Annotated in this window: 2 protein-coding genes; both read left to right on the top strand. The window is 77.5% G+C overall.

Going from position 1 to position 12,397, the window contains the following annotated elements; genetic code table 11:
• Positions 1–3,907 (top strand): SDR family NAD(P)-dependent oxidoreductase (locus OSB71_RS23725; RefSeq protein WP_265950859.1); only part of this gene is annotated, 3,907 nt, incomplete at its 5' end.
• 25 nt (positions 3,908–3,932) lie between these two features.
• Positions 3,933–12,397, top strand: an 8,465-nt coding sequence (locus OSB71_RS23720) for a type I polyketide synthase (protein WP_265950858.1), incomplete at its 3' end; no start/stop codon positions are given.

Raw genomic sequence — 12,397 nt, 5'->3', positions numbered from 1 at the left:
CTGGGACACCACAGCCGTCACCCTCCTGACCCAACCCACCCCCTGGCCCGCCACCACCACCCCCCGCCGCGCCGCCATCTCCTCCTTCGGCATGAGCGGCACCAACGCCCACCTGATCCTGGAGGAAGCGCCGCGCTCCGCGCCCCGTCCGACGGCCGACGAGCCGTCGGCCGTGCCGGATGTCCCGGATGTACCGGACGCACCGGCGGTGCCGTGGGTGCTGTCGGCGCGGTCGGAGGCGGCACTGCGGGCGCAGGCCACCCGCCTGCTCGCCCACCTGCACGACCACCCCGGCACCCCGCCCCTGGACCTGGCCTACTCCCTCGCCCTCACCCGGGCCCGGCACGAGTACCGCGCCGCCCTCACCGGTGCCGATCCCCGCGAGCACGCCGCCGCGCTGGAGGCCCTGGCCTCCGGCGCCCCGCACGCCCACCTGCTCACCGGGAGCGCGGGGCGGTCCGCCCGGCCGGTGTTCGTCTTCCCCGGTCAGGGCGCGCAGTGGACGGGAATGGCCGTCGAACTGCTGGACTCCGCGCCGGTGTTCGCGGCGCGGATGGCCGAGTGCGCCGCCGCGCTGGAACCCCACGTGGACTGGTCGCTGCTGGACGTGGTGCGCGGTGAGCCGGACGCGCCGGGGCTGGACCGGGTGGACGTGGTCCAGCCGGTGCTGTGGGCGGTGATGGTGTCACTGGCCGAGCTGTGGCGCCACCACGGCGTGGAACCGGCCGCCGTGCTCGGCCACTCCCAGGGCGAGATCGCGGCCGCGGCGGTGGCCGGGGTGCTGTCGCTGGCGGACGCGGCCCGGGTGGTGGCGTTGCGCAGCCAGGCGCTGCGGGCGTTGGCCGGGCGTGGCGGCATGGTGTCCGTCGCCCAGTCGGCCGACCGGGTGCGTGAGCGGATCACCGCCTGGGACGGGCGGATCTCCCTGGCCGCCGTCAACGGACCCTCCTCCGTCGTGGTCTCCGGCGACCCGGGCGCACTGGACGAACTCCTGGCCGCCTGCGAACACGAGGAGGTCCGGGCGCGCCGGGTCGAGGTGGACTACGCCTCGCACTCCGACCACGTGGAGGCCATCGAGGCCGAACTGGCCCGCCTGCTGGACGGCATCACCCCCCAACCGGGATCGGTGACCGTCTACTCCTCCCTCACCGGGCGGGAACTGGACGGCACGGAGATGGACGCCGCCTACTGGTACCGCAACCTGCGCGAGACGGTGGAGTTCGAGCAGGCCACCCGCACCGCCCTGACCGCGGGGGCCACGCTGTTCATCGAGGTCAGCCCCCACCCCGTCCTCTCCCTCGGCCTCCAGGGCACGATCGAGGACGCGGGCGCCGAGGCGGCCGCCGTCGGCACGCTCCGCCGCGACCACGGCGGGCTCGCCCGGTTCCTCACCTCACTGGCCGAGGCCCACGTGCACGGCGCCGAGGTCGACTGGCACGCGGTCTTCGACGGCACCGGCGCCCGCCGCACCGACCTGCCCACCTACCCCTTCCAGCACACCCGTTACTGGCTGGAGGACGAGCCCGGGGACGTGCCCGGGCGGGCCGGGGCGCCCTCGGCCGCCGAGGCGGCGTTCTGGCGCGCGGTGGAGGAGGGCGACGCGGAGTCGCTGGCCGCGCAGGTGGGAGGCGCGGAGACCGGTGCGCTGGACGCCGTGCTGCCCGCGCTGGCGTCCTGGCGGCGGAACGCGCTCACCCGGGCCGCGCTCGACGGCTGGCGGTACCGGGTCACGTGGACGCCGCTGGCCGGGGCCGGGCCCGCCGCGTCCGGCGCCGCGGGGGCGGGCGAACTGGCCGGCACCTGGCTGCTCGTCGCGCCGGAGGAGCCGGAGGCGGACGGCGCCGCGCTGGTGGACGCCTGCGCGGCGGAGCTGACGGCGCGCGGCGCGCGGGTGGTGGTGGTGCCGCTGGCCGCGCACCAGCGCGCCGACCGCGCCGAGGCGGGCAAGGTGCTGGAGGCGGCGCTGGCCGAGGCGGCCGGGAGCTCCGGCGCCCCGGGCCCGGAGGCGGTCGCCGGCGCGGTGTCGCTGCTGGCGTTGGCGGACGGCCCCGGGACCGGGGCCGCCCCCGGGTCCGGCCCGGCGTCCCGCGCCGTGCTTCCGCCGGGGACCGCCGCCACGCTCGCGCTCGTCCAGGCGCTGGACGACAGCGGCGTGCGAGCACCGCTGTGGTGTGTCACCAGCGGGGCCGTCCAGATTGGCCGGGCGGGTTGCGCCGACCCCGAGAGCTGTCCGGAGCAGGCGCAACTGTGGGGCATGGGACAGGCCATCGCCCTGGAGGCGCCCGGACGGTGGGGCGGGCTGCTGGATCTGCCGGAAGCGGCGGGAAGGGACGACGCGTCGGTGCTGGAGCGGATGGGTGCCGTGCTGGCCGGAGCCTACGGGGCCGAGGACCAGGTGGCGGTGCGCGATGCGGGGGTGTTCGCCCGCCGCGTCGCCCGCTGCGCTCCGGGCGCGCCCGCCGCCGCCTTCGCGCCGCGCGGCACCGCGCTGGTGACCGGGGGCACGGGCTCGCTCGGCGGGCACGTGGCGCGGCACCTCGCGGCGTCGGGGGCCGAGCACGTGGTGCTCACCAGCCGCCGGGGCCCGGACGCGCCGGGCGCCGCCGAGCTCGTCGCCGAGCTGACCGCCGCCGGGGTGGGCGCCGAGGCGGTGGCCTGCGACGTGGCCGACCGGGCGCAGGTCGAGGAGCTGGTCGCGCGGCTGGCCGCCGAGGAGCGTCCGGTGCGCGCGGTGTTCCACACGGCGGGCGTGGACGACACGGCCGCCGTGTGGGACACGGACGCGGCGGCGTACGCCCGGGTGCTGTCCGGCAAGGTCGGCGGCGCGCTGCACCTGGACGCGGTGCTGGGGGACGCGGTGGACGCGTTCGTGCTGTTCTCCTCGATCTCCGGGGTGTGGGGCAACGCGCGGCACTCCGCCTACGCGGCGGCCAACGCCGCGCTGGACGCGCTGGCGCACCGCAGGCGGGCCCGGGGCCGGGCGGCCACGTCCGTGGCCTGGGGCTGGTGGGAGGGCGAGGGCCTGGCCGCCGGGGCGGGCGTGGGCGGGGCGCTGAGCGGCCTGGGGCTGGCGCCGATGGCCGCCGACCGGGCGCTGGCGGCCCTGTGGGAAGCGGTGGCCTCCGGTGAGCCCGCGCTTGTCGTCGCGGACGTCGACTGGCACGGTTTCGCCCCGGCGTTCACCGCGCTGCGTCCCAGTCCGCTCATCGGCGAGCTGCCCGAGGCCCGCGCGGCCCTGGCCGGTGACGCGGCGGGGACGGCGCGGGACGGCACGCCGGACGCGGCGGACGGGGCCGGGGAGGACGCCGCCGGCGCGCTGCGCCGGGAGCTGGCGGAGCTGCCCGTCCCGGAGCAGGAGCACGCGCTGCGGGAGCTGGTGCGCGAGCACGCCGCGGCGGTGCTGGACCTGGACGGCCCCGGCGCGGTGCGGCCCGACAAGGCGTTCCGCGTGCTCGGGTTCGACTCGCTGACGGCCGTGGACCTGCGCAACCGGCTCGGGCGCGCCACGGGGCTGCGGCTCCCGGCGGCGCTGGTCTTCGACCACCCCACGCCCGCGGCGCTCGCCGCCCACCTGCGCGGCAGGCTCGACCTGCGCGAACCGGCCGCGGACGGGGCGCCCGCCGGCTCCGGCGCGGACGCCGACGCGGCCGTGCGCCGGGCCCTGGCCGGGGTCCCGCTGGACCGGCTCCGCGCGGCGGGCGTCCTGGACACCCTGCTGCGCCTGGCGGACGACGCCGCGCCGACCCGTCCGGCGGCTGACGCGACGGCTGACGCGACGACGGCGACGCCGCCGACGCCGACGCCGACGCCGACGCCGGATGCGGCCACCGACCGGACGACCGACTCGATTGACGGCATGGACGCCGAAAGCCTCATCCAACTGGCGTTGGGAGACAACGGCTCATGATGACGTGCGAAATGTGGAGAGCATGATGGCGACTTCGGCGGACAAGGTTCTCGAGGCCCTCCGGGCGTCGGTCAAGGAGACCGAGCGGCTCCGCAGGGAGAACGCGCGCATCACCGAGTCGGCCCGCGAGCCCGTCGCGATCATCGGCATGAGCTGCCGCTACCCCGGCGGCGTCACGGGCCCGGAGGACCTGTGGCGCCTGGTGGACGGCGGCGTCGACGCGGTCGGCCCGTTCCCCGCGGACCGGGGCTGGGACGTGGACGCCCTGTACGCGTCGAGCCCGGCGGGCACGCGGGCCTACGAGGGCGGTTTCGTCGCGGACGCCGCCGACTTCGACGCGGAGTTCTTCGGCATCTCCCCGCGCGAGGCGCTGGCCATGGACCCGCAGCAGCGGCTGCTGCTGGAGGCCTCGTGGGAGGCCGCCGAGCGGGCCGGGATCGCGCCGGGCGCGCTGCGCGGCACCCGCACCGGCGTCTTCGCCGGCGCGGCCGTCTCCGGCTACGAGTCCAAGCTGCGGCACGCCTCCGAGGACGTGGAGGGCTACTTCCTCACCGGTACGGCGGGCAGCGTCGTCTCGGGCCGGGTCGCCTACACCCTGGGCCTGGAGGGCCCGGCGGTGACGGTGGACACCGCGTGCTCCTCCTCGCTCGTCGCCCTGCACATGGCGGTGCGGGCGCTGCGCGCGGGCGAGTGCGAGCTGGCGCTGGCCGGCGGGGTGGCCGTGATGGCGGTGCCCGAGGCGTACGCGGAGTTCAGCAGGCAGGGCGGGCTCGCGGTCGACGGGCGCTGCAAGTCGTTCGCGGCGGCGGCCGACGGCACCGGCTGGGCCGAGGGCGTCGGCGTGCTGCTGGTCGAGCGGCTGTCGGACGCGGTGCGCAACGGCCACGAGGTGCTGGCCGTGGTGCGCGGCACCGGCGTCAACCAGGACGGGGCGTCCAACGGGCTGACCGCGCCCAGCGGCACCGCGCAGCAGCGCGTCATCCGGCAGGCGCTGGAGAACGCGGGCCTGGCCACGGCCGACGTCGACGCCGTCGAGGCGCACGGCACCGGCACCGTGCTGGGCGACCCGATCGAGGCGCAGGCCCTGGTGGACACCTACGGCCAGGGGCGGCCCGTGGGCGAGCCGCTGTGGCTGGGCTCGCTGAAGTCCAACATCGGCCACGCGCAGGCCGCCTCCGGCGTGGCCGGGGTGATCAAGATGGTGCAGGCGCTGCGGCACGGCGTGCTGCCGCGCACGCTGCACGTGGACGAGCCGACGCCGCACGCGGACTGGGCGGCCGGCGCGGTGGAGCTCCTCACCGCGTCCCGGGCCTGGCCGCGGACCGGGCGCGCGCGCCGGGCCGCCGTCTCCTCCTTCGGCGTCAGCGGCACCAACGCGCACGTCATCGTGGAGCAGGCACCGGCGGCGCGGCCCACCGCGGCGGACCGGGGGGCGGACCCGGGCGCCGTGTCCGAGGCCGCCACGGGGGACGCGTCGGCCGACGCCCCGGAGCGGGGCGCGCTCGCCGCGCGCGGCGCCGTGCCGGTGCACCCGTGGCTGGTGTCGGCGGCCTCGGCCCCCGCCCTGGCCGCCCAGGCCCGACGCCTGCTGGACCACCTGACCGCCACGGCCCCGGACGCCGCCGCCCTGGACGTGGGGTACGCGCTGGCCACCGGCCGCACCCCGCTGGAGCACCGCGCGGCCGTGCTGGGCGAGGACCGCGACACGCTGCTGGCCGGGCTCACCGCGCTCGCCGACGGCACGGACGCGGACGGCGTCCTGCGCGGGACGGCCGCGCCGGGCCGGCTGGCGCTGGCCTTCTCCGGGCAGGGTTCGCAGCGTCCCGGCATGGGCCGCGAACTGCACGCCGCCTTCCCCGTGTTCGCCGAGGCGTTCGACGCCGCCTGCGCCGCGCTGGACGCCCACCTGGCCGGGCACGTGGACCGGTCGGTGCGCGACGTGGTGTTCGCCGACGCCGGTTCCGCCGACGCCGAGCTGCTGGACGCCACCGTCTTCACCCAGGCCGGGCTCTTCGCCGTCGAGGTGGCGCTGTTCCGCCTCGTCGCCTCCTGGGGCGTCGCCCCCGACTTCGTCCTCGGGCACTCCGTGGGCGAGATCAGCGCCGCCCACGTGGCGGGCGTGCTCGACCTCGCGGACGCGGCCCGGCTGGTGGCCGCGCGCGGCCGGCTGATGCAGGCGCTGCCGCCCGGCGGAGCCATGGTCTCGCTGCGGGCGACCGAGGCCGAGGTGGCGCCGCTGCTGACCGAGGGCGTGTCCCTCGCCGCCGTCAACGGACCGGCCTCCGTCGTCGTCTCCGGCGACGAGGCGGCCGTCACCGAGCTCGCCGCGCGGTTCGACAGGAGCAAGCGGCTCGCCGTCAGCCACGCCTTCCACTCCCCGCTGATGGAGCCGATGCTCGCGGAGTTCCGCGCCGTCGCGGAGGACCTGACCTACCACGCGCCGCGCCTGTCCGTCGTCTCCAACGTCACCGGACGCCTGCTGCGCTCCACCGAACTGCGCGACCCCGGCTACTGGGTGCGGCACGTGCGGTCGGCCGTGCGCTTCGCCGACGGCGTGCGCACCCTCACCGAGCAGGGCGTCACCGCGCTGCTGGAGCTCGGCCCCGGCGGAGTGCTCACCGCGCTGGCCCGCGAGTGCCTGGCCGGCGCCGAGGAGGCCGCGGACACCGCCTGCGTGGCCGCGCTGCGCACGGACCGGCCCGAAGCACGGGCGGTGACCGCCGCGCTGGCCGCCCTGCACGTCCACGGCACCGGGCCCGACTGGGCCGCGTTCTACGCCGGGACCGGCGCCCGCCGCGCCGCCCTGCCCACCTACGCCTTCCAGCGCCGCCGGTACTGGCCGACCCCGGCCACCGGGGACGACGCCGCCGAGGTGCTGGCCACCTTCCGCAACGAGGCGCGCTTCTGGGAGGCCGTGGAGCGCGAGGACCTCACCGCGCTGGCCGACGCGATGCGCCCGGCCGACGTCGACCCGCTGGCCGCCGCGCTGCCCGCGCTGGCCGCCTGGCGCCGCCGCAACCGGGACCTCGACGCCGTCGACGCGCTGCGCTACCGCGTCGACTGGAAGCCGCGCACGGTCCCCGCGCCCGGAGACGCGGACGCCGCGCCGCTCGCGGGCCGGTGGCTGCTGCCCGTGCCCACCCGCGTCCCCGACGCCCACGCCGCACTCGTCGCCCAGGTGACGCGGGCCCTCACCGCGCACGGCGCCGACGTGGTCCCCGTGCCCGTCGACACCGCCGCCCCCGACCGCGCCGCGCTGGCCGCCGCGCTCACCGCCCCGGCGGCCGACGGGGCGTCGGCCGACGCCCCGGTGCGCGGCGTGCTCTCCCTGCTGGCGCTGGCCGACGCGACCCACGCCGACGCGAGCACCGACGCGGCCGCCGACACCGGCGCGGCCGACGGGACCGATCCCTTCGCGGACGGCCGGCTGCCCGCGGGCGTCGCCGCCACCGTCGCGCTCGTCCAGGCCCTCACCGACGCCGGGCTCGCCGCGCCGCTGTGGCTCGCCACGCACCGCGCCGTCACCGTCGCCCGCTCCGAGCGGCTCGCCGAGCCCGCCCAGGCCGCCCTGTGGGGCCTGGGCCGGGTGGTCGGCCTGGAGCACGGCGACCGCTGGGGCGGCCTGGTCGACCTGCCCGGCACGCTGGACGCCCGCACCGCCGGCCGGCTGTGCGCGGCGCTGGCCGACGGCGCCGAGGACCAGCTCGCGGTGCGCGCCTCCGGCGTCTTCGTCCGCCGCCTCGCGCACGATCCGCGCGCCGCCGCGCCCGGTGCCGCCCCCGCGTGGACGGCCCGCGGCACCGCCCTGATCACCGGCGGCACCGGTGCGCTGGGCACCCACACCGCCCGCTGGCTGGCGGGCGGCGGCGTGGCGCGCCTGGTGCTGACCAGCCGCCGCGGCCCCCAGGCCCCCGGCGCCGCCGAACTCGTCGCGGAACTGCGGGCGCTGGGCGCGGACACCGAGGTCGTCGCCTGCGACGTCGCCGACCGCGCCGCGCTCGCCGGGCTGCTGGAGCGCCTGCGCACCGACGGCGGCCCGCCGCTGCGCTCGGTCTTCCACACCGCGGGCGTCGCCAGCGACACCGAGCTCACCGACGTCGACCTGGCCGCCTGCGCGGACGAGGTCCGCGCCAAGGCCACCGGCGCCGCCCACCTGGACGCGCTGCTGCGCGACCAGGACGCCGAGCTGGACGCCTTCGTGCTGTTCTCCTCGATCTCCAGCGTCTGGGGCAGCCGCGGCCAGGCCGCCTACGCCACCGCCAACACCTACCTCGACGCCCTCGCCCAGCGCCGCCGCGAGCGCGGCGCGCCCGCCACCTCGGTCTCCTGGGGCGCCTGGGGCGGTGGCGGACTGGCCGACGGGCGCGAGGGGGAGCGCCTGGCCCGCCGCGGCATCCGCACCATGGACCCCACGCACGCCGTCGGCGCCCTGCGCCACGCGCTCGACCACGACGACACCCACCTCGCCGTCGCGGACGTCGACTGGGCCCGCTTCCTCCCCGCGTTCACCGCCGTCCGGCACCGCCCGCTCTTCGCCGACCTGCCCGAAGCCGCGCCGCCCGCCGACCCGGCCGGCGGCCGCCCCGACGCCGCCGCGGGCGACGACAGCCGCTCCCGCCTGGTGCGGCGCCTGACCGCCCTCTCCCCCGCCGACCGCACGTCCCACCTCACCGACCTCGTGCGGGACGCGGCCGCCACCGTGCTCGGGCACACCACCAGCGACGGCATCCGCCCCGACCGCGCCTTCCGCGACCTGGGCTTCGACTCGCTGACCGCCGTCGACCTGCGCGACCGGCTCGCCCGGCTCACCGGCGTGGCCCTGCCCAGCACCCTCGTCTTCGACCACCCCAACGCCGCCGCCCTCGCCCGCTTCGTGGAGACCGAACTCCTCGCGGGGGACGCGCGGCAGGCACCCGCCGCCGACACCGCCGTGACGGCCGCCGCCGACGACGAGCCGATCGCGATCGTCGGCATGGCCTGCCGCTACCCCGGCGGCGTCGGCTCGCCCGAGGACCTGTGGCGGCTGGTGTCCACCGGCGGCGACGGCATCACCGGCTTCCCCACCAACCGCGGCTGGGACCTCGACGCCCTCTACGACCCGGACCCGCAGACCCCCGGCACCTCCTACGTGCGCGAGGGCGGCTTCCTGCACGAAGCCACCGACTTCGACGCCGACTTCTTCGGCATCTCCCCGCGCGAAGCCCTCGCCATGGACCCGCAGCAGCGCCTGATGCTGGAGGCGTCCTGGGAGGCGCTGGAGCGCGCGGGCATCGACGCGGCCACCGTCCGGGGCGAACGCGTGGGCGTCTTCGCGGGCGCCTCGCCCTCCGGCTACGGCGCCGACCTCGGCCGCGCGGGCGACGGCCAGGGCACCGAGGGCCACCTCCTCACCGGCATGGCCACCAGCGTCCTGTCCGGCCGCGTCGCCTACACGCTGGGCCTGGAGGGCCCGGCGGTGACGGTGGACACGGCGTGCTCCTCCTCGCTCGTCGCGCTGCACCTGGCCGTGCAGTCGCTGCGCTCGGGCGAGTCCACCATGGCGCTCGCCGGGGGCGTGGCGCTGATGGCCACCCCGACCGGCTTCGTCGAGTTCAGCCGCCAACGCGGCCTCGCCGCCGACGGGCGGTGCAAGTCCTTCTCCGACGCCGCCGACGGGACCGGCTGGTCCGAGGGCGTGGGCGTGCTGGTGGTCGAGCGGCTGTCGGACGCGCGGCGCAACGGGCACCGGGTGCTCGCCGTCGTCCGGGGCACGGCCGTCAACCAGGACGGCGCCTCCAACGGGCTCACCGCGCCCAACGGTCCCTCGCAGCAGCGCGTCATCCGGCAGGCGCTGGCCAGCGCCGGGCTGGCGGCGTCCGAGGTGGACGCGGTGGAGGCCCACGGCACCGGCACGACGCTGGGTGACCCGATCGAGGCCCAGGCAATCCTCGCGACCTACGGCCAGGACCGCGGAACGGGCGAGCCGCTGTGGCTCGGCTCGATCAAGTCCAACATCGGCCACGCCGCGGCCGCCTCGGGCGTCGGCGGCGTGATCAAGATGGTCATGGCGATGCGGCACGGGACGCTGCCGCGCACGCTGCACGTGGACGAGCCGTCGTCGAAGGTGGAGTGGGCTTCGGGTGCGGTGGAGCTGCTGACCCGGGCGCGGGAGTGGCCGGCGGGCGAGCGTCCGCGCCGGGCGGGTGTGTCCTCGTTCGGGATCAGCGGGACGAACGCGCACGTGATCGTGGAGGAGGGAGACGCCGAGAACGCTGAGGCGGTGGCGTCCTCGACCCCGGCTTCGGCTTCGGCTTCTGCTTCGGTGGCGGTGCCGGTGGTGCCGTGGGTGCTGTCGGCCAAGTCCGCGCAGGCGCTGGCCGGGCAGGCCGGGCGGCTGCTGGAGCGGGTGGACTCGCTCGGGTCGCCGGTGGACGCGGGCTGGTCGCTGGCGGTGTCGCGGTCGGTGTTCGAACACCGTGCGGTGGTGCTCGGTGCCGACCGGGCCGGACTGCTGGCCGCGGTGGCGGATGGGCAGGCCCCGGCGGGCGTGGTGACCGGGCAGGCGACCGGTGGGCGTTCGGCGTTCCTGTTCTCGGGGCAGGGTTCACAGCGCGCCGGGATGGGCCGGGAGCTGTACGACGCCTTCCCGGTGTTCGCGGACGCCTTCGACGCGGTGTGCGCGGAGCTGGACCGCCACCTGGATGAGCCGGTGCGCGAGGTGGTCTTCGACGGCTCGGAGCTGCTGGACCAGACCGTCTTCACCCAGGCCGGGTTGTTCGCGCTGGAAGTGGCGCTGTTCCGGCTGCTGGAGCACTGGGGCGTCACCCCCGACTACCTGCTCGGCCACTCCATCGGCGAGGTGGCCGCCGCGCATGTGGCCGGGGTGTGGTCGCTGGAGGACGCGGCCCGGCTGGTCGCCGCACGCGGCACGCTGATGCAGGCGCTCCCCGCCGGGGGCGCCATGGTGGCGGTGCAGGCCACCGAGGACGAGATCACCCCGCTCCTGACCGATGGCGTGTCCGTCGCCGCCGTCAACGGGTCCACCTCCGTCGTCATATCGGGCGATGAGGAAGCGGTGGCGGAGATCGCCGCACGGTTCGGGAAGTCCAAGCGGCTCAACGTCAGCCACGCCTTCCACTCCCCGCGCATGGACCCCATGCTTCAGGAGTTCCGCACCGTCGCCGAGAGCCTGACCTACCAGGCCCCGCGCATCCCGGTCGTCTCCAACCTCACCGGCACTCTCGCCGGGGAGGAGCTGGCCACCGCCGACTACTGGGTACGCCACGTCCGCGAAGCCGTGCGCTTCCACGACGGCATGCGGCACCTGGCCGGCCTGGACGTGAGCACCTACGTCGAGGTCGGACCGGGCGGCACCCTGACCGCCATGGCCCAGCAAGCCACCGGGTCCGACGGCGCGCCGGAGGCCGGGTTCGTGCCCGCCCTGCGCCGGAACCGTCCCGAGCCCGAGTCCCTGGTCACCGCGCTCGCCGAACTCCACGTACGCGGCACCACCGTCGACTGGCAGGCGTACTACGCCGGGACCGGAGCCCGCCGCGTCGACCTGCCCACCTACGCCTTCCAACCGCAGCGCTACTGGCCGGACACCACGGCCGGCCTGCCCGGCGACGTCACCGGGTTCGGGCTGCACTCGGCGGAGCACCCGCTGCTGGGGGCCGAGGTGCTGCTCGCGGACGGGGACGGCCTGGTCCTCACGAGCAGGCTCTCGCTGGACTCCCACCCGTGGCTCGCGGACCACGCCGTCTTCGGCTCCGTCCTCCTCCCGGGCACGGCGTTCGTCGAGCTCGCCCTGCACGCGGGCGACCGGGTGGGCTGCGGGGTGCTGGAAGAGCTCACCCTGCAGGCACCGCTGGTGCTCCCCGAGCGGGGCGCGGTGGTCCTCCAGGTCGTGGTGGGTGCGGCGGAGGGGGCCGACGGACGCCGCCCGGTCACCGTCCACTCGCACCGGGCGGACGCCGCCCCCGAGGAGCCGTGGACGCTGCACGCCTCCGGTGTCGTCGTGGACACCGGTCAGGCCGCCGCCGGAGCGGAGCTCACGCAGTGGCCGCCGCGTGACGCGGTCGCCGTGCCCGTCGACGGGGCGTACGAGGCACTGGCCGAGGCGGGCTACGGCTACGGGCCCGTCTTCCAGGGCCTGCGCGCGGTGTGGCGGCGCGGCGACGAGCTGTTCGCCGAGGTCGCGCTGTCGGAGGAGCAGGCGGAGCAGGCCGCGCGGTTCGTGCTGCACCCGGCGCTGCTGGACTCCGCGCTGCACGCCGTCGGCCTGGGCGCCGAGTCGGCCGGTACGGCGGGCCTGGGCCTGCCCTTCGCGTGGACGGGCGTGGAAGTGTTCGCCGTCGGCTCTCCCGTGCTGCGGGCCCGGCTGTCCGTCACCGACGGCGGCGTAGCGCTGGACCTGGCCGACGGCACCGGTGCGCCCGTGGGCCGCGTCCGCTCCCTCGTGACGCGCCCGGTGACGGCCGAGCACCTGGCGGACGCCGAGCGGGGAGAGAC

Source organism: Streptomyces marinisediminis, from assembly GCF_026262575.1.
In the GTDB taxonomy this organism is placed as follows: domain Bacteria; phylum Actinomycetota; class Actinomycetes; order Streptomycetales; family Streptomycetaceae; genus Streptomyces; species Streptomyces marinisediminis.
This window is presented reverse-complemented; position numbering and strand designations above follow the sequence as displayed.